Origin of the sequence: Rugosibacter aromaticivorans (genome assembly GCF_000934545.1) — a bacterium.
GTDB classification, from domain to species: Bacteria; Pseudomonadota; Gammaproteobacteria; order Burkholderiales; family Rhodocyclaceae; genus Rugosibacter; species Rugosibacter aromaticivorans.
The window spans coordinates 867,824-888,949 of record NZ_CP010554.1; the positions used below are offsets into that span (position 1 = coordinate 867,824).

At 54.2% G+C, this 21,126-nt stretch carries 20 protein-coding genes; 19 read left to right on the plus strand and 1 reads right to left on the minus strand.

What is annotated here, in order from left to right; translation table 11 throughout:
* Nucleotides 1-11: 11 nt before the first annotated feature.
* The 18 genes from PG1C_RS04435 (at nucleotide 12) to PG1C_RS04520 (ending at nucleotide 17,677) form a co-directional block, all read left to right on the plus strand.
* Nucleotides 12-1,082, plus strand: coding sequence for a WD40/YVTN/BNR-like repeat-containing protein (locus PG1C_RS04435; RefSeq protein ID WP_202636194.1), 1,071 nt, complete (start codon nucleotides 12-14; stop codon nucleotides 1,080-1,082).
* Between the two features lie 15 nt (nucleotides 1,083-1,097).
* Nucleotides 1,098-2,303 carry an aromatic ring-hydroxylating oxygenase subunit alpha gene (locus tag PG1C_RS04440; protein ID WP_202636195.1) on the plus strand — a complete coding sequence of 402 codons (1,206 nt, stop codon included), beginning with the start codon at nucleotides 1,098-1,100 and terminating at the stop codon, nucleotides 2,301-2,303.
* 1 nt (nucleotide 2,304) lies between these two features.
* Entirely contained in the window at nucleotides 2,305-2,784 is a 480-nt protein-coding gene (locus tag PG1C_RS04445; protein ID WP_202636196.1) for an aromatic-ring-hydroxylating dioxygenase subunit beta, read from the plus strand.
* Between the two features lie 18 nt (nucleotides 2,785-2,802).
* Nucleotides 2,803-3,822: an alcohol dehydrogenase catalytic domain-containing protein gene (locus PG1C_RS04450; protein WP_202636197.1), complete on the plus strand. Its 1,020-nt coding sequence runs from the start codon at nucleotides 2,803-2,805 to the stop codon at nucleotides 3,820-3,822.
* A gap of 151 nt (nucleotides 3,823-3,973) precedes the next feature.
* On the plus strand, nucleotides 3,974-4,411 hold the full coding sequence (locus PG1C_RS04455; RefSeq protein WP_202636198.1) for a GlcG/HbpS family heme-binding protein: 438 nt from the start codon (nucleotides 3,974-3,976) through the stop codon (nucleotides 4,409-4,411).
* Nucleotides 4,412-4,433: 22 nt separating this feature from the next.
* On the plus strand, nucleotides 4,434-5,783 hold the full coding sequence (locus PG1C_RS04460) for an aromatic ring-hydroxylating oxygenase subunit alpha (protein WP_202636199.1): 1,350 nt from the start codon (nucleotides 4,434-4,436) through the stop codon (nucleotides 5,781-5,783).
* 39 nt (nucleotides 5,784-5,822) lie between these two features.
* The gene (locus PG1C_RS04465; protein WP_202636200.1) at nucleotides 5,823-6,356 is read left to right on the plus strand and encodes an aromatic-ring-hydroxylating dioxygenase subunit beta; all 534 of its coding nucleotides are present in this window, start codon (nucleotides 5,823-5,825) and stop codon (nucleotides 6,354-6,356) included.
* Between the two features lie 24 nt (nucleotides 6,357-6,380).
* Nucleotides 6,381-6,620 (plus strand): hypothetical protein, encoded by a 240-nt coding sequence (locus tag PG1C_RS04470; protein ID WP_202636201.1) that lies wholly within the window; start codon nucleotides 6,381-6,383, stop codon nucleotides 6,618-6,620.
* Nucleotides 6,617-7,441 carry a fatty acid desaturase gene (locus PG1C_RS04475; protein ID WP_202636202.1) on the plus strand — a complete coding sequence of 275 codons (825 nt, stop codon included), beginning with the start codon at nucleotides 6,617-6,619 and terminating at the stop codon, nucleotides 7,439-7,441. The genes PG1C_RS04470 and PG1C_RS04475 overlap by 4 nt, the downstream gene beginning before the upstream one ends.
* Nucleotides 7,442-7,527: 86 nt before the next feature.
* The gene (locus tag PG1C_RS04480; protein ID WP_202636203.1) at nucleotides 7,528-8,913 is read left to right on the plus strand and encodes an aromatic ring-hydroxylating oxygenase subunit alpha; all 1,386 of its coding nucleotides are present in this window, start codon (nucleotides 7,528-7,530) and stop codon (nucleotides 8,911-8,913) included.
* Between the two features lie 55 nt (nucleotides 8,914-8,968).
* Entirely contained in the window at nucleotides 8,969-10,036 is a 1,068-nt protein-coding gene (locus PG1C_RS04485; RefSeq protein WP_202636204.1) for a fatty acid desaturase, read from the plus strand.
* Between the two features lie 90 nt (nucleotides 10,037-10,126).
* Complete coding sequence (locus PG1C_RS04490; protein WP_202636205.1) at nucleotides 10,127-11,518, plus strand: aromatic ring-hydroxylating oxygenase subunit alpha; 1,392 nt, start codon at nucleotides 10,127-10,129, stop codon at nucleotides 11,516-11,518.
* Nucleotides 11,515-12,036: an aromatic-ring-hydroxylating dioxygenase subunit beta gene (locus PG1C_RS04495; RefSeq protein ID WP_202636206.1), complete on the plus strand. Its 522-nt coding sequence runs from the start codon at nucleotides 11,515-11,517 to the stop codon at nucleotides 12,034-12,036. The genes PG1C_RS04490 and PG1C_RS04495 overlap by 4 nt, the downstream gene beginning before the upstream one ends.
* A 14-nt stretch (nucleotides 12,037-12,050) precedes the next feature.
* A complete protein-coding gene (locus PG1C_RS04500; protein WP_202636207.1) occupies nucleotides 12,051-13,064 on the plus strand; it encodes a PdxA family dehydrogenase in 1,014 nt (337 codons plus the stop codon).
* Nucleotides 13,065-13,177: 113 nt separating this feature from the next.
* On the plus strand, nucleotides 13,178-14,251 hold the full coding sequence (locus tag PG1C_RS04505) for a 2Fe-2S iron-sulfur cluster-binding protein (RefSeq protein WP_202636208.1): 1,074 nt from the start codon (nucleotides 13,178-13,180) through the stop codon (nucleotides 14,249-14,251).
* 102 nt (nucleotides 14,252-14,353) lie between these two features.
* On the plus strand, nucleotides 14,354-16,072 hold the full coding sequence (locus tag PG1C_RS04510; RefSeq protein ID WP_202636209.1) for a PQQ-dependent dehydrogenase, methanol/ethanol family: 1,719 nt from the start codon (nucleotides 14,354-14,356) through the stop codon (nucleotides 16,070-16,072).
* Nucleotides 16,069-16,506 carry a c-type cytochrome gene (locus tag PG1C_RS04515; RefSeq protein ID WP_202636210.1) on the plus strand — a complete coding sequence of 146 codons (438 nt, stop codon included), beginning with the start codon at nucleotides 16,069-16,071 and terminating at the stop codon, nucleotides 16,504-16,506. Before PG1C_RS04510 ends, PG1C_RS04515 begins: the two co-directional genes overlap by 4 nt.
* 214 nt (nucleotides 16,507-16,720) lie before the next feature.
* A complete protein-coding gene (locus PG1C_RS04520; protein ID WP_202636211.1) occupies nucleotides 16,721-17,677 on the plus strand; it encodes an AEC family transporter in 957 nt (318 codons plus the stop codon).
* Between the two features lie 25 nt (nucleotides 17,678-17,702).
* On the opposite strand, the gene PG1C_RS04525 is transcribed toward PG1C_RS04520, so the two are convergent.
* On the minus strand, nucleotides 17,703-18,665 hold the full coding sequence (locus tag PG1C_RS04525) for a YVTN family beta-propeller repeat protein (protein WP_202636212.1): 963 nt from the start codon (nucleotides 18,663-18,665) through the stop codon (nucleotides 17,703-17,705).
* 164 nt (nucleotides 18,666-18,829) lie between these two features.
* Between PG1C_RS04525 and PG1C_RS04530 the strand changes: the two genes are divergently transcribed.
* On the plus strand, nucleotides 18,830-21,124 hold the full coding sequence (locus PG1C_RS04530; RefSeq protein WP_237218289.1) for a TonB-dependent receptor: 2,295 nt from the start codon (nucleotides 18,830-18,832) through the stop codon (nucleotides 21,122-21,124).
* Nucleotides 21,125-21,126 lie beyond the last annotated feature (2 nt).

Here is a 21,126-nt window from a genome sequence, read left to right on the forward strand (position 1 = left end):
AGGGACATCGCATGCTGATTGTGGCTGGTAATAAAGGGGTTTTCAGCTTGGCTGACGATGGCCGCACCGGTCCGTCATTTTTTGCAGGTGAGCAGGTTTTTGCGCTGGCAGCGCATGGCCAGCGCGTTGCGGTAGCCATTCTGAAAAAAGGGGTCAGGCTCAGTGAAGATGGCGGGGCCTCCTGGCGGGATATCTCCACAGGATTGCCCTCGCAGGATGTGCGGTCGCTTGCGTTCGATCCCCATCAGCCGGAACGTTTGTATGCCGGCACGGAACCCCCGGCGATCGCATGCCATCGTGGTGCTGAATGGTCGCTTTGTGGCGATCTGATGGCGCTACCTGAATCTAAAGACTGGTCGTTCCCCGTGCGTCCTGGTATTCCCCATGTACGGTCGATCACCGTCAGTCCGGTGGATTCCCACGTGATTTACGCAGCGATTGAAGTGGGTTCGTTTCTCATCAGCCGCGATAGAGGCATGACCTGGTCAGTTGCAGAAGGCATTGGCCATGATCTGCATCGGACCATTATTCATCCAGCAAAACCGGATCGCTTGTTGGTTGCCACGGGGATGGATACCGGTGCTTACCGCGGTGGTAAAGGGGTTTATCGTAGCGAAGATGGGGGAAGCACCTGGTCAAGCGCAAATGAGGGATTAGGCCATCGCCTGTACGCAGAAGATGCCATTGCCTTTCATCCGCAAGATCCGGCCACCGCATTTCTTGCGGCGGCGGATGGTATTCCGCCGCATTGGGCTTCGATCATTGGCCTGGCAACCGGCGTCATGAGCGGCAATGTTTACTTTTTATCTCCGTCAAAATTTCGCCGTCGCAAAGGCGCAGATATTGCCATTTATCGAACACGGGATGCTGGAAAAAACTGGGCGCTTGTGCCCGATACCAATCAGCAGGGTCTGTTCGATATGGTCTGGGCGCTGGAGTCTGGTTATGCCGATGATGGTTCACCTGCCGTTTATTTCGCAACAACGGGAGGGGAAGTGCGTGCGTCTTATGATGGTGGCGATACCTGGCGTGTCATTGCAAAGGAGATGGGGGCGATTACGCATCTGCATCCACTTCACTAACTAGGGGAGAGGTCGATGTCAACTGATTATGAAAATGTTCGCCACGCGATAGCTCAGCGTTTTCTGAATTCGAGTGATATTCCGAAAGAAGTTTTTTCGGATCCGGATGTCTATCAAGAAGAGCTCAAGCGTTTCTTTTATGGCCGCTATTGGCATCCTGTGGCGCATCGCGCGGAATTGCCTCAGCCGGATAGCTTCAAGACAGCCTGGCTTGGTGAAGTGCCACTGCTGGTAACCCGTTCAGCGCAGACCGATGAGATCCGTGTGTTGGTCAATGCTTGCGCACACCGCGGCGCGCTGCTTGAGCAACGCACCTGGGGCGAAGCGAAGGAATTTGAATGTTCTTATCATCGCTGGCTGTTTGATGCGCAGGGCCAGTTTCTTGGTGCGCCAGGCCGGAAAGAATTTCGCCCCGACTTTCGGGAGGAAGATTACAGCTTGCGTCGTTTGCGTGTTTCAGAGCATGCGGGCTTAATTTTCGTCACGCTCGATGAAAGCACCCCCAGCCTGGCTGAATTTCTTGGTGATGCTCTGGCACCGCTTTCTGATTCCCTGCTGGATGATGGCAAACTCACCCTGTTGGGCTACCAGCGTGTGATTTATCAGGCGAACTGGAAGGCTTATATTGATAACGACCCTTACCATGCTCCGTTACTGCATAAGGCGTTCCATATGCTGGGATGGCAAGGCGCTGCAGGCCAGCTTGTTTCCACCCAGCCTTATGGTCATCTATGTATTTTGTACGCAGTCAAAAAATATCAAGACAATGGCTATCTGGCGGACCCCAGCGTTGTTGAATTCCGGGGAACAGATGACCGAGCGCGCGTGATTGCCTTACGCCCAGTCACCGGTATTACGAAACATGTGGATACGATCAATGTGCGCTTTGCACGCCCTTTGGGTCCCGATCGGACTGAGGTCTGGTACGCCTTTTTCGGACATGCGAGTGACACGGCAGCGTTCGCTATGCATCGTGTCCGTCAATCGTCTAACCTGCTCGGACCGAGTGGATTCATCAGCATCGAGGACGCAGCCATTTATAACCGGCTGCAAGCGACTGCACGCGATGGCGGTTATCAGCGCTTCGTGAAAGGGGTAGGCAAACCGCGCGCTGACTGGACGCAGAATGATGAAGTCTCGAATACTGATTGGTGGGGCCATTATCGCGAAGTGATGGGTTTCGCTGAAGATGGTTTCAGCCAGAAAAATGAAAGGGGTTGAGATGCCGATAGATATCACCGATCGCTTGGCCATTAGTGATCTGCTCGCGGTATATGGCGATGTGCTGGACGCCGGTCAATATGATGAATGGCCTGGCTTGTTTGCAGAAGAGTGTGTTTATACGGTGTATGACGCCGCAGATGCGGAACGCGGGCTGTCGATCGGCTATATGCTGGATGACTGTCGCGCCCGTGTGCTTGATCGGGTCAAGTTTGTTAAAGAGGTATGGCGGGGAACGGTTGAGCCTTACCGCACGCGGCATGTCACACAACTCGCCCGCATAAACCCTGCGGGTGCTGGACGTTACACTGTGCGCAGCAATTTCATGGTGTCTTATACACAGCCCGATGGTACCTGTGGTTTGCTGGTGGCCGGTCGTGCGCAAGACGTGATTCAGGTCAGTGTCGGCAGTGCGCAATTTGTTGAACGCAAGCTTTACCTGGATGGTACCCCCGCACGTTACCTTGTTTATCCGTTATAGACAGAAAGGAATTGCCTCATGCTAGCCGCTGTATTAAAAGGACCCCGTGATCTGGAGTTGCAAGAGGTAACACAGCCCAAGCCAGGGCCTGGCGAGGTATTGCTTGAAGTCGGGTTTACCGGCATTTGCGGAACCGATCTGCACGAATTTTTAAGGCCGACGTTTTCCAACCCGCCGGTGGTGCTTGGGCACGAAACATCCGGCACGATTGTTGAACTGGGCGCAGAGGTGCATTCGCGTAAAGTGGGCGAGCGGGTGACAGTGATCCCGATGGATTTTTGCGGGCAATGCTATTACTGCCATCGTGCCATGTATCACCTGTGCGATCGGCCCGGCTGGGTTGGTTTCACGCGCAGTGGTGCATTCGCTCGCTATGTTGCCGTGCCCGCGCGCCTGGCGATTCCCTTGCCCGAAAATGTGCCCCTGGAAATCGGTGCCTTGACTGAGCATTTCACGGTGGCGTTTCATGCCATGCATCGCGCAGATTTACGCATTGGCGAACGGGTGCTGGTGCTCGGCGCAGGGCCGGTTGGTCTGGCTGTGCTGCAATGCGCTTCGGCTTCGGGCGCGGGTTCGATTGTGGCGGTAGAGCCAAGTCCCTTGCGTGCGCAACGTGCGACAGATCTCGGGGCGACAAGCGTTGTGGATCCTGCCGCAGCCGAAAGCCTGAAAGATCTGACACAGGGCGTGGGATTCGATGTCGTGTTCGATGCAGCAGGCACGGATGGCGCATTGCAACTGGGGTTTAACCATCTACGCAAAGGCGGACGCTATATGTCGATGTGTCCCTGGGAGAAGTCCCCCGCAATCGATATGAACCGCGCATTGCTTAGCGAGCACGATGTGCGGTTTGTGTTCGGCTACGATATGTTCAACGATTTTCGCGGTGTGCTCGATCTGGTCTCGCGTGGGGTGCTAGAAGCGGGACGTCAGATTACCTCCCGCATTGCCCTGAAAAATATTCTCGCTGACGGTATGCTTCCCTTGGTGGAAAGCCGCGATAAGCAGATCAAAGTGATGGTTGATTTAGGGCAGTAAGCTGCATTCAGTACCCCATGGAAAATTGAATTTCAGAGGGTAGGATATAGCAGGTTAAGACAAGGTGATGTGTGTTTTTTTAACGGTATCATGATTGCTTTTACCGTATCACCAGCACCGACTTTTTAATAAATTTCATGAGAGGATAAAAATGAGCAAGCCATGTTTTGTGAATCAACCCATCATCGATTGGGCAGCCGCTAATGACGCGGTAAAGGCAGCGATTGAAAAAGCCGTCGCCATGGGGTTGCGCGTGAATGCGGCGGTTGTGGATCGTGGCGGCTTGCTGGTTGCATTTTTACGTATGCCAGGAGCACCATTGCATTCAATAGATATTGCAATAGATAAAGCGTACACCGCAGCGGGTTTTGGTATGCCCACAGGGATGTGGCATGAGGCACTTAAAGCGCATTCCGCGGCCGTGCAACAAGGTGTTCCGCTACGCCCACGGTTTACCGCCTTTGGTGGTGGCTTGCCGATTATTGTGGAGGGTCAGGTGATTGGAGGCATCGGTGTGTCTGGCGCACTGGAAGACGAGGATACAGCGTGTGCCCAAGCCGGTCTCAAGGTTTTGGGTCTGGCGGATTGATAGTTCTCAAAGGAGGCGGTGCATGGGTGATTTCGACGCGTTAATCAATACAAAAGACGGTATTCAAAGTCGGCGGATTTTTCACGATCAAGCTATTTACGATCTTGAAATGGAGCGCATTTTTGCGCGCTGCTGGTTGTTTTTGACGCATGAAAGTTTGATCCCCAATACGGGCGATTACATTACCACCAAGATGGGCCAGGATAATGTCATTGTCGTGCGTCAGCAGAGCGGCAAGGTGCGGGCTTTTGTGAATTCATGCTCGCATCGTGGCGCACGAGTTTGCGCGGCCGAAGCGGGTAATACGCGCAGCTTTGTGTGCAGCTACCACGGCTGGGCGTATGGCATTGATGGTTCGCTGCAAGGCGTGCCGCTAGAAAAAGAGGTTTATAACAACCAGCTCGATAAATCATCTCATGGCCTCGTAGAGGTGGCGCTGGTGGATAATTTTTGCGGTTTTATCTATGGCTGCTTTGACCCGCAGGCACCTTCGCTACGCGAATATCTCGGTGAAGCTGCCTGGTATCTTGAAGCCTGGATGGGCGCACCGGGAGGCACTGAATTGATTGGCCCGCCTAGCCGCTCGATTCTGTACTGCAACTGGAAAACGCCGGGCGAGAATTTTATTGGCGATATGTATCACGTGGGCTGGACACATGCCTCATCAACACAGGTGCTGTTTTCCCAATCGCCGCTGATGGCGTTGCAAGGCAATGCGTCGCTACCCGCGCCGGCAGAAGTCATGGGGATGCATTTTACGAGCCGAGGCGGGCATGGTGCAGCGATTACTTATGGCGGCCGCGGGGGTATTTATACTACCGCGCGTGAAAACGAGATGTTGCTGGCGTGGCTTGCTGCACAGACGCCCAAAGTGGCAGAGCGGCTAGGCGAGGTGCGTGCCAAGTTTTACAACTCTGCCTGGGATGGCACGATCTTCCCCAACAATTCATTTCTTGTCGGCCCCAATACCTTCAAGGTTTGGTTGCCACGCGGCCCGGGCGCGATTGAAGCCTTGACGTGGACATGGGTCGAAAAAGATATGCCCAAAGAGTTGAAGCGGATTATCGCCAGAAACATGAACCAGACATTCGGCACGGCGGGCATGCTCGAATCTGAGGACGCCGATAATATGGAGTCGATGACTCAGTCTAATGATGGCCTGGTGACGCGCCGTGGAACACTCAATGCTCAAATGGGCCTGGGTCGTGAACGGGAAGATGTGGTGATGCCCGGTGTCGTGAGTGATGCGATGATCAATGAGCTATCTCACCGCGGGTTCTATCGTTATTACCAGGAAATGCTGGTGGCTGAAAGTTGGGATGAGCTGCGTGCTAATTCATCAAAGTGGAAAAAAGCCCATCTTGAGCGTTAGTTGGGTTCTGTAATTCAAGCCGAAAAAAAGGAGTGGATTTTGACAAAGCATAATAATGAGCGAGAAGTCACTCGTGAAGTACGGGATGAGATTGAACGGTTTTTGTTTCGCGAAGCGCGGCTGATTGATTCTGAACAAGAGCGTGAGTGGCTGGAAACGATGGTTGATGCCGAGATTACATATCAGGTCTTTAGCCGTCAGTTGCGTTACCGCAAAGACACGCGAGGCAGTGGCGACAAGGAAGTGTATTTCTTTGACGATAACTATGCCGATCTTGCACACCGAGTTGAATTGTGCGAGACGGGTATGCAGTGGGTTGCCGACCCACCCAATCGGCTGCGACGCATTGTCGGCAACATTGAAGGGTTTGAAGGTGAGCGGGCAGGAGAATATCGGGTCTATTCAAACTGCATGGTCACGCGTAATCGGATGGTCTATGAGCAGATGAGCTATGCCTATGGCCGAGAAGATATCCTGCGGCGTGGTGTGGATGGACGATTAAAGCTATTGCAGCGTGTGGTCGATTTTGAAGAGCGGTTTGTGCGCGGAAAAAATTTGTTGTTTATCCTGTAAAAACCGAGAAAAAAAGAGGAGAAGGTGGATTATCTGAAATATTTTCTGCCATCGGCTGTGCTGACCCTAACCGGAATCGGTGTGCTGGCCGGCGGGGTGTGGGTATGGATGGGGTTGGCGTTGTTTGCGGTGATGGCTATTCCCGACATATTGATGGGCTTTGATTTTTCTGTGCGTCGAATGTCAACGCCTGGTGCGCTTTTTATGCTTTTTTCCAGATCGTGCCGATTACCTTTCTTTGGGTTGCCTACTGGATTTTCGTGAGCCGGCATCCGGGTGTGGTCGAAATCATCGGCGCGATAACATCAATGGCTATCATTACGGCGGCCGTTGGCTTGCCTATTGGCCATGAAATGTTTCATCGCTCAGAGCCGGTTTCGCGTTTTCTTGGCGGGGTACTTTCCAACCTGTTCCTGACCAGCTACATCGAACTGGAACATAACAAGAATCACCATGTCGAAACCTCATCGGCGCTGGATGTCGATACCCCGCGGCGGGGGGAGGCGGTTTATCCGTTTATCTTGCGCCTGTTTATTTTCATTCATACCAACAGCTTTGCGCAGGAACGTCGGCGGATGGCGGGATATGGCAAGTCGGTCTGGTTTTCGCCCAGCTCCCGGGTGTTCTGGCAATGGGTCGGTGCGGTATCGCTATTGGGTGTGTTTTATTTCGCTGATGGCTGGCGCGGTGTGTTGATCGCTGCCTTGACAGCCTTGCTGGGTAGCGCCATTGTGACGATCTTCAGTTATGTGCAACATTACGGGCTGCAACGCGTGCCCGGTACGCCGATTGAAAAGCGCCATGCGTTGAACCACACACGGCCTGTTTCTCGGGTGCTCACGTTTGAAATTGTCACCCATTCGCAACACCATATTGATCCAACCACACCTTACTGGAAATTGCCCGCCTTTAAAGATGCACCGTTGGTGGGTAGTGCGATAGGATATTTTTTCCTTTCGCTAGTCCCTCCGCTGTGGCACCGTGTCATGCGGCACCATCTTGCCCGGTGGGATAGTGAATTTGCCAGTCCGGCAGAAAAAGAACTGGCGAAGAAAGCCAATATTGATGCAGGTTGGGCGGCGTAAAAAGTCGGCGCTGGGGAGACGGTAACCGAGCTCATTGCAAGTGCCCCTAACCATTCTCCAACTAAACACCTGAGAGGAGACTCACCATGAATGCCCCCTTATCTGCAGACGCACTCAAGCAAGACAAACTGCGTCAGTTACTCAGCGACCTGGAAAACCGGGTCGTCGTCAATGGCCCGGGCGATATCGCGCTCGGCGCGCGTAACATCTACACGGACCCGACGCTGTTCGAGCTGGAGCTGGAACACCTGATTGAAGGCGGGTGGGTGTATGCGGCGCATGAAAGCCAGCTGCCCAACCCCAACGACTACTTCACCATCAACGTGGGTCGGCAACCCGTCGTCCTCACCCGAGATGCAGAGGGCAAGGTTCACGGTTTTCTGAACGTCTGCGCCCACCGTGGCGCCAAAGTGGTGCGCCACACCAAAGGCAACCAGAAAGTGCACCTGTGCATGTTTCACGGCTGGTGTTACAACTCGAAAGGCGAACTCATCAACGTCACCGACGAAGCCGACGGTGGCTACCCCCCTGGCTTCGATCGCAAACACCTGGGCCTGACCCCGGTGGCTAAACTGGAAAGCTACCGCGGCTTTATCTGGGTCAGTCTCAACCCTGACGTGCCGCCGTTAAAGGAATACCTCAACGGCTCGACCACCTTTATTGACCTGCTGGTCGATCAATCGCCGACGGGCGAACTTGAAGTGCTGCCCGGTGAGACGACCTACATCTACCAGGGCAACTGGAAGCTGCAGGCTGAGAATGGCTTGGATGGCTATCACTTACCCACAACGCATGCGAACTATTTCATGACGGTAGGACAGCGCGCTAAAGGCTTATCCGGCAATACCACTAAAACAGTGGACCCCAAGGGTATTTATAACGACAGTGGTTTTCTGGCGTTCAAATATGGGCACGGGCTGATTTATTTTAATTATCCCAATCCGCAAATACGGCCGGGGTATGAGATGCGTGAAGGTCATCTTGCGCGGCATGGCGAGTTACGTACGCAATGGATGACAGAAAAAACACGCAATTTGCTTATCATGCCGAATGTGTTTTTAATGGATCAGGCGAGCACGCAAATTCGTGTTTTTCGACCCTTGGCTGTTGATCGCACCGAGGTGACAACTTATTGCGTTGCGCCCAAGGGCGAAAGCGCTGAGAGTCGCGAGCATCGGTTGCGTCAATATGAGGATTTCTTCAATGCCAGCGGCATGGCAACGCCTGACGATATTGCCGAGTTTCGCAATTGCCAGATTGGTTATCAGGCCAAAGGGGCACCTTGGAGTGAGTTTTCTCGAGGGAAGTCGCGCTGGCTTAAAGGGACAAACGAACAAGGCATTCAGTTGGGTGTGGATGCGCAAATGAGCAGTACCCATGGTGCAGATGAGGGTCTATACGTCAACATCCTCGAAGAGTGGGCATTGCGCATGCAATACATTGTGAAAAATGAGATCGAAAAACAAGCCTGAAAGGTTAAATGTTTGTATGTATCACCTTAAGCGAAGTTAAGCGAGGACGCCTATCGTGTTGATTGAATGGGTTCGCTGTTTGGCACCTTCTTTTCTTGTAGTGCTTGCTGCGGCGGGTATCGCGCTTGGTGGCATTTGGGTTTGGGCCGGCTTTGTCGGGGTGTTGATATTGGTACTGGCGGATGGATTTTCTCAAACGGATATCGTTATCCATACGCGGTTTCCCGCCTGGTTTTATACCGCCGCGTTGTATCTTCCACTGCCTGTACTTTGCTTCCTGTGGTTTGTTTTTGCACAACAGATCGCTGCTGATGTGGCAACAACGAGTCAGCGCCTAGTCACCCTGGGTTCCGTTGCCTTTTTGACGACACTGGGTGCGCTGCCTGCCGCGCATGAACTCTCGCATCGTAAAAACCGGATAGCCCAGTTGTGCGCGCGGATTTATTCGACAATCCTGGGTTTGCCCATGTATGACATTTACCATATTCATGGCCATCACATTGATGTGGGAACTGTGCAGGACCACGACACGCCAAGGCGAGGGCAGACGATTTACAGCTTTGTTTATCCCTCTCTTTATAAAAGTCTGCGAACGGCAGTGGGCATCGAGCGCGCGCGACTTGCCAAGTTGGGACACCGTATTTTTTGGTGGCGTGGTCGAATTTTTGAGTCGTTTTGGATGCTCACCGCCTGGTTCAGTGGGTTTATCTATTTTGCCGGTCTGCGCGGAATACCCTATTTCCTTATGACATGGCTTCTGGCCTGGTTGATTTTTGGCGGATTTAACTATACCCAGCACTATGGCTTGATACGCAAACCGGGCACAGCGATTGCGCCGAGACACTCCTGGAATCATCTCAAGGCGTTTAGTCGTGCCATAACCTTTGAAATTTCAAATCATTCGGAACACCATCTTGATCCGGATAAAAGGTATGAATACTTGCGGCCTGTGCCCAATGCACCGCAGATGCCTAGTATTGTGCTTTGTTTTGCTGCCTCATTCGTGCCTTTTATCTGGGAAAACTGGATCGTTAAATCGCGGTTGAAATATTGGGATTTGAATGCAGAGCCAGAAGAGCAGGTGCTTGCTGTGGTTGAAAATAGGCGCGCCGGTTGGCAATAAGTTATACTTTGCTGAATTAAAAGAGTCACGTTCGCACTGCCAGTGACCTTATCATGGTTTTTGAACTAAACACCTGAGAGGAGACTCACCATGAATGCCCCCTTATCTGCAGACGCACTCAAGCAAGACAAACTGCGTCAGTTACTCAGCGACCTGGAAAACCGGGTCGTCGTCAATGGCCCGGGCGATATCGCGCTCGGCGCGCGTAACATCTACACGGACCCGACGCTGTTCGAGCTGGAGCTGGAACACCTGATTGAAGGCGGGTGGGTGTATGCGGCGCATGAAAGCCAGCTGCCCAACCCCAACGACTACTTCACCATCAACGTGGGTCGGCAACCCGTCGTCCTCACCCGAGATGCAGAGGGCAAGGTTCACGGTTTTCTGAACGTCTGCGCCCACCGTGGCGCCAAAGTGGTGCGCCACACCAAAGGCAACCAGAAAGTGCACCTGTGCATGTTTCACGGCTGGTGTTACAACTCGAAAGGCGAACTCATCAACGTCACCGACGAAGCCGACGGTGGCTACCCCCCTGGCTTCGATCGCAAACACCTGGGCCTGACCCCGGTGGCTAAACTGGAAAGCTACCGCGGCTTTATCTGGGTCAGTCTCAACCCTGACGTGCCGCCGTTAAAGGAATACCTCAACGGCTCGACCACCTTTATTGACCTGCTGGTCGATCAATCGCCGACGGGCGAACTTGAAGTGCTGCCCGGTGAGACGACCTACATCTACCAGGGCAACTGGAAGCTGCAGGCTGAGAATGGCTTGGATGGCTATCACGTCAAAGCCACCCACGGCAACTACCTGATGACCGTGGGGCGGCGCGCCAAAGGACAATCCACCACCGAAACCAAAACCTACGACATCTCCAAACTGGACAAGGGCGCGAGTGGTTTTTACGCCTTCGACCAAGGGCACGCCGTGTTGTACGCGGTCTATCCCAACTATCAGGATCGGCCGAACTTTGAATTCCGCGACAGTTATTTTGAGAAGTATGGCGTCGCCCGCGCGGTATGGATGACCGAACGCCTGCGCAACCTGATGCTGATGCCTAACGTCTTCCTGATGGATCAGATGAGCACCCAGATTCGTGTCTTCCGGCCGCTGGCGGTTGATCGCACCGAAGTCATCACCTACTGCGTCGCCCCCAAGGGCGAAAGCGCGAAAGCCCGTGAAAATCGTCTCCGGCAATACGAAGATTTCTTCAACGCCAGCGGCATGGCCACCCCCGATGACCTGGCCGAATTCCGCAACTGCCAGATTGGCTTCCAGGCCAAGGCAGCCCCCTTCAGCGACATCTCGCGCGGTCAGACGCGCTGGGAACGCGGCGTCAATGCGGTGGGTCAGGAAATCGGCGTTGAAGCCCGCATGAGCAGCACCCAGGTTGCCGACGAAGGCATCTATGTCAGTATTCTCGAGGAATGGGCCCGGCGCATGCAGGACATTGTACAAAAAGAGCTTGAAAGGAGTGGTCAATGAACGCCGTGAATGAATCCTCCCACCACACCGTGACAGTTGCCGCCTGGCACTCGGTGTTGCGCTTTCTGGGGCAGGAGGCCAAACATCTTGACGACAAGGACTGGGATGCCTGGCTGGCGTTGTATGCCCCGGATGTCGACTACTGGGTGCCGGCCTGGGACAGCGACGGCACCCTGGTTACCGACCCGACGAAACATGTTTCGCTGATCTACTACAAAAATCGTGGCGGCTTGGAAGATCGCGTTTTTCGCATTCGCACGGGACGCTCTGCCTCCAGCACGCCATTGGCACGGACTAGCCACCAGTTTCAGCTGATCGATCTCAGCGAGCCAGACGATGTCGTGTTGGCACGTACCAACTGGGTAGTGCATACCGTCACCGAGCATGCGGTACGTAGCTATTTCGGCACGGCGCATTACACTCTCAAGCCACATAACGACAGCTGGCTGATCCATGCCAAGAAAACCATTGTCCTCAACGACCGCATCGATCAGGTTCTCGATGTGTTTCACATCTAGTCGGGTAGTATTGAATGACGACTTCTCTACAAGAACGCCCGGCCCGTCCAGCAGTTGGTGTCGTTATTGGTGACCCCGCAGGCATCGGCCCCGAGGTTATTGCCAAGGCGTGGCTAGCTGGGCAACTGCACGCTGCATGCCGTCCTGTTTTAATTGGCAGCGCGGCAGCCATGGCGCGTGCCTTAGGTTTTATTGGCAAGACCGCTCAAATCAATGTGCTAACAGATCCTGCCACGGTGCCTGCAGGCATCGTTGATCGGGTGGATACACTGGATATTCTTGATACTGGCCGAATGGATGGTGAGCCGCTTCCTTTGGGCGAAGACACCGCTGTTGGTGGTCGAGTGAGTGCAGAGTGGCTTGACGAAGCTGATCAGTTGGCACGTAGCGGACAGTTTGCGGCAACTGTTATGGGCCCCATCAGCACCGGCTCAATGAAGATGGCTGGCACGCTCGATAAGGTTGTGAGCGTCACGCCAGGTGAAAGTTATTTGCTTCTAGTCTCGGGGCCTTTGCGTGTGGCGCATCTGACCGATCACATGGCGTTACGTGATGTGTGCGAGATCATTAGCCGGGATCTGGTGGCATTAACCCTGCGCAAGCTGGATGCGGTCATGCGTGAATGGGGAATTCCAAAACCACGCATTGTCGTTGCCGGGCTAAATCCACATGCCATGGGCCGTGAAGATAGCGAACAGATCGCCCCAGCCGTTGCCCAGGCAAGGGCTGAGGGTATAGATGCCACAGGGCCGATGAGTCCTGATACGGTGTTCCGTCAGTGCATTGAAGGGCGTTTTGATATCGTGCTGGCCATGTATCACGACCAGGGACATATCGCGATCAAAACCTGGGGATTTTCAGGCAACAGCGCCATCATTCTTGGCCCGCCTTATACGCATCTGTCGGTTGCGCATGGTACTGCTTTCGACATTGTGGGCAAGAATATCGCTGATCACACCATGATGCAAAGTGCGATTATCACAGGGGCTTATTTGGCAGCGGGCCGAGGCTTTCCATCAGAGAAGTAGTCCCGAAGGCGGAAGGGGACAGCCAGCAATAGTTGGTATTGTTGTTTTAAATCGCGGTGTTGTCTAGGCTGCTGGTAGACGGCTAAGCCCAGAGCAGGATAAAGGTTGATGAAATGTTAAGTTTTTTCAAGAAAAAACCCAAGGGCCCGGCGACGGTGCGCGTCCAGCCGTTGGGAGTGGAAGTTGAGGTTCCCCAGGGTCAGAGCATGCTGCAGGCAGTGTTGGAAGCGGGTTACGATTTTCCGCATAGCTGCAAGGTGGGAACCTGCATGTCGTGCCGATGCCGTTTGATTTCAGGCAAGGTGAATGCGATTCGCGATTTTTCGTATGTGCTGAGTGGCGAAGAGTTACGTGCTGGTTATATCCTCGCTTGCCAGGCAAAAGTGCCGGCGGGAACGCAAGTCGTTGTCGAGATGGAAATTGACGTCGATCGTCCGCATCACGAGGTCGTGACGGCTTCTGGTGTCATTGCCTCTCAACAAGCCCTAACCCACGATATCGTTGAGTTAAAAATTGATCTTGACCCTGCGGGCAGGGCGATTAGCTATGCTGCGGGTCAGTATGCCAGCCTGCGCCGAGCCGGGTTGGATCGCGACCGCGAGTATTCTTTCGCAACGGCGCCAGTCGTTGGCGGTGCGCGGCAACTGACTTTTTTCATTCGTCATGTTCCGGGTGGGGCATTCACTGATTGGTTGTTTGCTGAACCACGCGTTGGCCAGCCGTTGGAAGTTAGCGGCCCAGGGGGCGATTTCTGGTTGCGCCCCGAAGATGCGCCGCTCGTGTTTATCGCTGGGGGTAGTGGTCTGGCACCTATTCTTTGCATACTTGAAGCGGCGCTGCAAGAAGGCAGTACCCGCGATGTGCTGTTCTTGTTTGGTGCACGTGCCCAACGCGATCTTTACCAACTTGATGCCATTGCGCGCATTGCCGAACAGTGGAAAGGGACATTCAAGTTTGTACCCGTGCTGTCCGATGAGCCATCTGACAGTAACTGGCAGGGCAGTCGTGGGCTCGTGACAGAATACCTTGTGCCCGCGCACGTGCCAGGGTTAGGTGCGCGCCACGCCTACCTTTGCGGCCCGCCGCGCATGATTGATGCCGCAATGACGCAACTATATGCTGCGGGGATTCCGGAAGCGCATATTCACTATGACAAGTTCCTGGATGCGAGCAGTTTGCAAGCTTAAAGCAGGGTTGGATGGGATACCATTTGTACGAACGGTACGAACGGCATCAAGAATGCTAAACGTATCCATGATTATTTAAATTCTGTAACGTGAGGAGATGTGATGAAAGTAATTAAGGAATTATTACGTGCCACCTTGCGGGTGGCTGTGGTGGGCGGTATGGTGGCGAATGCACCATTATTTGCCGCCACCGGACCGGATGATGCGATGTTGCGCAATGATGCGAAAACGACAGAAGATGTGCTGACCTACGGCATGGGCTATGACCAAAAACGGTATAGCCCCCTAGCAAAAATCAACCGCACGACGGTCAGCAAGCTGACCCCGGTGTGGAATTTGAGCCTTGACCATTCAGCCAATGCGTCGGTGCAGCCGCTGGTGATTGACGGCATGATGTATGTCACCACGCACAATGCAACGGTCGCTATTGATGCGCTGACAGGCCGGCAAAAGTGGAAGACGCCGGTTAATTTGCCACAGGATGTGTATGCCTCACTTTGCTGTGGTGCGCAATCGCGTGGCGCGGCGGCCTATAACGGCAAGCTGTTCCGCACCACAGTTGATGCTCGTGTCATGGCGCTGGATATCAAGACGGGTAAGTTGTTGTGGGAAACCAAGCTGGCTGACTATAAAGAAGGCTATGCGTTCGTGTTGGCGCCGCTGGTTGCGAATGGTGTGGTGATGGTTGGTAACTCGGGCGGCGAGTTTGGTACACGCGGCTTTCTCGAGGGGCTTGATCCGGAAACTGGAAAATCACTCTGGCATGTCTGGACGGTTCCTGCGCCCAATGAAAAGCATGGTGATACCTGGGCAGAAGGAGTTTATCTCAAGGGGGGTGCGCCTACCTGGGTTACTGGCAGCTACGATCCAGCGCTTGATCTGGTGTATTGGGGCACAGGCAACGGCGGGCCGTGGAATGCGAATGCTCGTGGTGCAGGCAAAGACAATCTCTATTCTTGCTCAGTGTTGGCAATACGGCCAAAAACGGGCGAACTTGTCTGGTATTATCAATTCACACCCAATGATGCCTACGACTATGACGGCGTCAATGAGTTGGTGCAGTCTGAACTCAAGATTGATGGCCAGATGCGTAAAGTCATCATGCAGGCGAATCGTAACGGATACTTTTATGTGATTGACCGCACCAATGGCCAGTTGCTACGCGCTAACCAGTTTGCTAAAAAGTTGAATTGGGCAAACGGAATCGACATGAAAACTGGCCGACCGATTGAGTCGGAAATGACTAAAAAAGTGAAGTCATCCCTGGAGTCGGACGAATTCTATGAAGTCTGGCCTGGAGCCTATGGCGCAAAAAACTGGGCGCCGATGGCCTTTGATCCCAAGCGCAATTTGGCGTATGTCAACACCGTGAACATGGGCATGCGTTTTAAGACCGTGAAGCCGGAATATCGTCACGGTGCCTGGTATCTGGGCATTGAGATGGGTGGCTTTCCAGCACCTGAAGATGGCAAGCGCGGCGCATTGCGCGCGATTGATCCCCTGACAGGCAAGCCTAAATGGTCGAATGAGCTCGATACACCTTATCTGAGTGGTGTGTTGGCGACAGCGGGTGATCTCGTTTTCGTTGGTTCGATGACGGGTGAATTCCTGGCGTTCGACAGCGACACCGGCAAAAAGCTCTGGAGCTTCCAGACGGGATCGGGTATCACCAGCTTGCCAATTACCTGGGAACGTAATGGTGAGCAATACGTCACGGTCGTCAGCGGTTCGGCTAACCTGTATCAAGCGATTGCGGCTGATCCTAACCTGGCGAATGTACCCGCTGGTTCATCGGTTTGGACATTTAAGTTGAGTAAATGATGCTGATCACTCTTCGCTATTTCAAGCGCACTCTGCGTGGTTTGGCGCTGAGCGTACTGCTGTTGGCAGGTGGCTGTGCGCACGAGGCAGCCCCGACCTCAACCCAGACTGAGACTTTAATACCGCAAAACCCGAGCTGGCAGCCAGCAGTAGCCACATCGGTTGCGCCAGTGGTGGCAGGTGCTGCGGCTCCAGAGGCAATAAAGCAGGGCAGGCGTGTGTATGCCAGTACTTGCGCACGTTGTCACGGGGTGAATATGGTTAATACCGGTGCCTCGACATTTGATTTGCGCGAATTTCCGCTTGATCAAAAAGCCCGGTTTGTCCAATCGGTTTTACATGGCAAGGGGGCCATGCCCGCATGGGAAGGTTCAGTCACACCAGAAGAAGTCGAGGCTTTGTGGGCTTACGTTAGTACGCGTCAGACGCCCTGAATGATCGCAAATTGAGAAGAGGCGTGCGCTGGTTAGCTGATGCCTCTTCTTTTTTTCGGGGCCCTTTGGCATCCACCCCGACCCTGATTCACACTGCCGCATATGAACGCTCAAAAACCCGACGCTGATGAAGCAACTGCGCTACAAGGCGGTCAAGCAAGAAACGCTTTCCTCACCGTAGCGGATGGTGATACGGCGCCCAACGTGACTTGCCATGCTGTCTGACCTTCTTCTCTCGCTCGAACGTGGCGTTGCACCGCTAATCGCGCTGATTGCGCTCGGCTTTATCTGGCGCAAAAACCCCCCCGGTGGTTTATCTGTCGTCGATACGCGGCGCACTATCAATGCGCTCGTGCTCTATCTGTTTTACCCCGGTATTGCTTATGACGTGATCAGTCGGGCACATTTTGGGCTCGAAGTTATTTGGGTACCCACATCGATCTGGCTTGGTTTGCTGGTGGCCATGGGGCTGGGCTGGCTGGTTTTCGCTCGCCCGCGTGCTCTGTGGGGTATAGCTGCCCCCGGGGTGGGTGCGCTACTTATTGCAAGTTCTTTTGGCAATATCCTGTCTATGGGTATTGCCGTGCTGCAATCACTGTTTGGACCAGACGCTGCGCGCTACGCGATCTATGCCGATGTCTTGGGTATTTCGATTCTTTACTGGACCCTCGGTGCGGGCACGGCGGCTGTTTTGGGCGCGAAGGAACAGTCCTTTCATCTGGGTACATTTGCCCTGACTCTACTGAAAATGCCGCCAGTCTGGGCGTTTTGTGCCGGGTTGCTGGTTAATCTGCTGGCCATCCCCATGCCGCAGTGGGTGAGTGCAACAGCGCATTTGTTGGGACAGGCGGTTGTGCCCTCCATGCTGCTCACCGTGGGTATGTCTATCTCGCTGGAAACAGTCAAGCGCTCGCCACGCATGATCCTTGCCGCAAGTGCCATCAAGCTCATTGTGATGCCGGCTTTGGTTGCGGCTGTTGTGCTACCGCTATTTGGCATGACTGAGGTGACTCAAGTCATGATCTTGCTGGCCGGCATGCCGACGATGATGGCGACTGTGCTGTTGTCCGAACGATTCGGTCTGGATACAGAAATACTCGCTGCGGTGATGGTTGTTTCTACCCTGGGCTTTTTCTTTACTCTGCCGCTGATGGTGGTTTTGCTGCTGTGAAAAAGAACAGGTATCAGTGGATTAATTAGTGAATCACGACACCCCAGGGCGCTGCGCCTACGGGTATCGTGGCAATGGCCTGGTGGGTTTCCGTGTGGATAACCGAAACGCTGTTAGAGCGACCGTTAGCAACATACACGTTGCCTCCGTCAGGGGTGACGGCTAGCCCCCAGGGGCGATTGCCCACCGGGATAGTGGCAATAATTTGCTGGCTAGCCACATCAATCACAGAAACCGACGCATCGCGGCCGTTGGAAATGAACACGTGTTTTCCATTAGGTGCAACGGCCACGCCATTGGCAAAATTTCCCGCTTTGATTGTTTTAACCACCGCTTGCGTTGCCATGTCGATGACATACACCATGCCGGGTAGCTCACAGGCCACATAAGTCTGGCTGCCGTTGGGCAGAAAGCCGATGCCACGCGGCCGTGCGCCGACGGTGATGGCCTTGACTTCTTGACGTGCCGCAACATCAATGACATCGACGCTATCAGCTTCTTCGGCACTCACCAACAACCAGCGGCCATCGGGGCTGAACTCGGCATGTTCCGGGTTTTTGCCGGCGGTCTTGATTGAAAAGGCGATGTGTTGCGTGGCAGTGTCGATAAACGCCACGCTGTTGGTTAATTCAATGGCTGCTACCACCCAGCGCCCATCCGGCGAAATGCTCACGCCTTCCGGTGATTCACCCAGGGGAATACGCGTGGCGATTTTTTGGCTTGCCAGATCAATCACCACCAGCCCATTGGCATTGCGGTCGCTGACGTACAGCAATTTGCCATCCTGCGAAACCACGATCCCCCGCGGCGCGCCTCCTATGGTAATCGTGTCGACAACTTTCTGTGTCGTCGTATCTATAATCGAGATAGAACCGGATTTTTCATTCGGAATATAAGCGAATGGGGTAGATAGCGCAGCATGCGTTGGCGTGATGAACAGCCCCGCGATGATCAGTATGAGGGTAGATAGCGATGTCGTAATTTTCATGGCGTGAAGTTTGAACGTGGTGGCAAAAAGGTGGTGGCGAAGAGTCGTAATGCACGACGTCACATCCTATCATGTGCCCATGCGCCGATCAGGCATTTTTTCTTTTGAGTCGTATTGGGTTTATGCCCCCTCATTTTTCGTTCTACCGACAGCAACCGCGCGGGATGCATTTGGTTCTGATTGCCTTGGCGGGTTTTTTATCGACTACCGTTTGGGCAGAAGAAAAAATTCAAACAGCAGCAGCCTTGGCCTTGCCCTCCATTGAGGTGATCGGTGTCTCACCGGTGCAGGGCCTGGATCAACCGAAGCGTGAAATTTCGTCCAGTGTCCAGTCGATCGATCAGCATGCAGTGCGCGCGAGCGGTGCCGCTTCGCTGCCTGAATTAATGAATGCACGACTCAATGGCGTGACCGTGAATGAAATCCAGGGCAACCCGTTCCAAGTCGATGTGAATTATCGTGGCTTCACCGTGAGCCCCTTGCTCGGCACGCCGCAAGGCCTGTCGGTATATCAGGATGGCGTGCGTGTTAATGAGCCGTTTGGCGAGAGTGTCAATTGGGATTTGATTCCGCGCCAGGCCATTGCCAGTATCGATCTGATTCCCGGCTCGAATCCGCTGTTTGGCTTGAATACGCTGGGTGGCGCGTTGTCGATTCATACCAAGAGCGGGCTGGATGCGGCAGGTAGTAACGTAGAGACTGAAGTAGGCAGCTTCGGTCGCCGTACCGCCAGCGCCGACTTTTCAGGCAAGCCCGGAGCGGAAAATAATCCCGGTGTGTTTTTCGCCGCCTCGACGTTCCGCGAGGAGGGCTGGCGCGATTTCTCGCCCTCGAAAGTGGATCAGTTTTTCGGCAAGCTCTCGCACTATAACGGCCCGCTGGAGATGGATCTGGCCTGGACGCATGCGGATACCGATCTCACCGGTAATGGCCTCTTGCCCGACGCGATGTTGCAGGCGCGGCGTGAGGGTATTTTCACGAAACCGGACCGGACGCAAAACCGCCTTGATCTCCTGAGCCTCAATACCGCTTACTGGCTCGATGAAAATGCGCGTCTGTCGGCTACGCTCTACCACCGCCAAAACCGGACGCGGACTTTGAATGGCGACATCAATAATGATTTTGAGGGCGGGCTACATGATATGGCCACAGGGGGTGATGGTTTGAACATCGACACTGCCGCCAACAATCGCACACGCAGCACGCAAATGAGCTGGGGCGGTGCGCTGCAATGGTCGCGGCTGGATAATGACAACAACGGCAACCACCACGTCGCTTTCGGTGCCACCTATGACGCCAGCCGCACCACTTTTGCTCAGACCACGGCGCTGGGTATTTTCGATGCTCAGCGCGGTGTCATCAATGCCACAGGCGAGGTGCTGGATAATCAGCTGATTGGCACGACGCGTAGCGGCAGTCTGTTTGCTACCGATACCTGGAAGCCGATGCGAGAAATTGCCATGACCACTTCGCTGCGCTACAACCACACGCGGGTAACGACGCATGACCAAGGGCCCAATGCACCCGCGCTCGAGGGCGATTTCACCTACACCAAACTTAATCCGGCGCTTGGCTTTACGTGGCAACTTGATCCAGCAATCACCGCATTTGCAAGCGCGGGACAGGGTAATCGCGCGCCCAGCCCAATCGAGCTGGGCTGTGCCGACTCGGCCAATCCTTGTTCGTTGCCGAATGCGATGCAATCCGATCCCTACCTCAAGCAAGTAGTGACGCGTACGTTGGAAGCTGGCTTGCGCGGGCAGAACGACGCGCTGAAATGGAATGCGGCAGCGTTCACGGCCGAGAATCACGACGATATTCTCTTTGTAGGTACATCCACCAGCCAAGGCTATTTCACCAATTTCGGCCGCACGCGCCGTAGAGGCGTGCAACTTGAGATGTCGGCACAACACGGTGCCATGGACTGGCGCGTCGGTTACAGCTATGTCAAGGCAACTTACCGTTCCTCGGCGTGTCTGCTCTCGCCGGATAACAGCGCGCGCGGGCTGGATGCCCGCTGCGCGGCAGATGAAATCAGCGTCCAGTCGGGCAATCGCTTGCCGGGCATTCCATTGCACAGCCTGAAACTGGGGGCGGATTACGTCTTCAATGAGCGCTGGTTACTCACTGCCGATGCTGTTGGGTATTCGCGGCAATATGTACGAGGTAATGAGAATAATGCGCATCAGGCGGGGGGTGCATTTTTCGGCAGCGGCGACGCCAAGGGCTATGCCGTGCTTAATCTTGGCGCCCGCGTGAAACTTGATCGTGGTTGGGAGTTGTTTGGCCGTGTGAATAATCTCTTCGATCGGCATTACGCCAACGCGGGGGCGCTAGGGCAAAATCCCTTTGATGCGGCAGGCACGTTCCAGACCAATTCTGATCAATGGCATCATGAAACTTTCTATGCACCGGGCGCGCCAAGAGCGGTATATTTCGGACTTCGTTTAGTCCGGTAATG

Bases quoted from the DNA above. Each gene is read 5' to 3' on its own strand.
- PG1C_RS04435 (WP_202636194.1), top strand. From the start codon at position 12: ATGCTGATTGTGGCTGGTAATAAAGGGGTTTTCAGCTTGGCTGACGAT.
- PG1C_RS04440 (WP_202636195.1), top strand. From the start codon at position 1,098: ATGTCAACTGATTATGAAAATGTTCGCCACGCGATAGCTCAGCGTTTT.
- PG1C_RS04445 (WP_202636196.1), top strand. From the start codon at position 2,305: ATGCCGATAGATATCACCGATCGCTTGGCCATTAGTGATCTGCTCGCG.
- PG1C_RS04450 (WP_202636197.1), top strand. From the start codon at position 2,803: ATGCTAGCCGCTGTATTAAAAGGACCCCGTGATCTGGAGTTGCAAGAG.
- PG1C_RS04455 (WP_202636198.1), top strand. From the start codon at position 3,974: ATGAGCAAGCCATGTTTTGTGAATCAACCCATCATCGATTGGGCAGCC.
- PG1C_RS04460 (WP_202636199.1), top strand. From the start codon at position 4,434: ATGGGTGATTTCGACGCGTTAATCAATACAAAAGACGGTATTCAAAGT.
- PG1C_RS04480 (WP_202636203.1), top strand. From the start codon at position 7,528: ATGAATGCCCCCTTATCTGCAGACGCACTCAAGCAAGACAAACTGCGT.
- PG1C_RS04490 (WP_202636205.1), top strand. From the start codon at position 10,127: ATGAATGCCCCCTTATCTGCAGACGCACTCAAGCAAGACAAACTGCGT.
- PG1C_RS04495 (WP_202636206.1), top strand. From the start codon at position 11,515: ATGAACGCCGTGAATGAATCCTCCCACCACACCGTGACAGTTGCCGCC.
- PG1C_RS04500 (WP_202636207.1), top strand. From the start codon at position 12,051: ATGACGACTTCTCTACAAGAACGCCCGGCCCGTCCAGCAGTTGGTGTC.
- PG1C_RS04505 (WP_202636208.1), top strand. From the start codon at position 13,178: ATGTTAAGTTTTTTCAAGAAAAAACCCAAGGGCCCGGCGACGGTGCGC.
- PG1C_RS04510 (WP_202636209.1), top strand. From the start codon at position 14,354: ATGAAAGTAATTAAGGAATTATTACGTGCCACCTTGCGGGTGGCTGTG.
- PG1C_RS04515 (WP_202636210.1), top strand. From the start codon at position 16,069: ATGATGCTGATCACTCTTCGCTATTTCAAGCGCACTCTGCGTGGTTTG.
- PG1C_RS04520 (WP_202636211.1), top strand. From the start codon at position 16,721: ATGCTGTCTGACCTTCTTCTCTCGCTCGAACGTGGCGTTGCACCGCTA.
- PG1C_RS04525 (WP_202636212.1), bottom strand. From the start codon at position 18,665: ATGAAAATTACGACATCGCTATCTACCCTCATACTGATCATCGCGGGG.
- PG1C_RS04530 (WP_237218289.1), top strand. From the start codon at position 18,830: ATGCATTTGGTTCTGATTGCCTTGGCGGGTTTTTTATCGACTACCGTT.